The 559-nt window shown below is 38.1% G+C and carries 1 pseudogene; it reads left to right on the top strand.

The window, feature by feature from the left end:
• A pseudogene (locus KH893_RS11615) lies at positions 1 to 559 on the top strand (alpha-amylase family glycosyl hydrolase); the annotation flags it as partial.

Genomic DNA, 559 nt, shown 5'->3' with positions numbered 1-559 from the left:
TTGGTGATCTAAATGGAATCAAGAGTCGTTTATCTTACCTAAAAAAATTAGGAGTCGATGTCTTATGGCTTAACCCCATTTATCGTTCACCAGACAAGGACAACGGATATGACATCGCCGATTATGAAACAATTCAGGATGTTTATGGAACGATGGACGATTTCGATTAAATACTAAGCGATGTCCACTCTCATGGTATGTAATTATTAATGGATTTGGTTGTTAATCACACTTCTGATCAACATGAGTGGTTTCAAGAAAGTAAAAAATCAAAAGACAATCCATTTTCTGATTTCTATATTTGGCGAGATCCGGTAGATGGCCACGAGCCTAATAATTGGTCATCATTCTTCAGCGGAAGCACCTGGACTTATGTTCCCGAAAGAAAACAATATTACCTTCATCTTTTTGCCCCCGCACAACCAGATCTGAATTGGGAAAATCCTGAAGTTCGGCAACACGTATATTCGTTAATGAAATTTTGGCTCGATAAGGGCGTAGACGGTTTCCGAATGGATGTTATAAACCTTATTTCCAAACCAAACGGTTTACCTAATAT

Origin of the sequence: Liquorilactobacillus sicerae (assembly GCF_029916425.1) — a bacterium.
Taxonomy (GTDB): domain Bacteria; phylum Bacillota; class Bacilli; order Lactobacillales; family Lactobacillaceae; genus Liquorilactobacillus; species Liquorilactobacillus sicerae.
The sequence above is the reverse complement of the archived record's forward strand: the minus strand, read 5'-3'. Positions and strand labels throughout refer to the sequence as shown.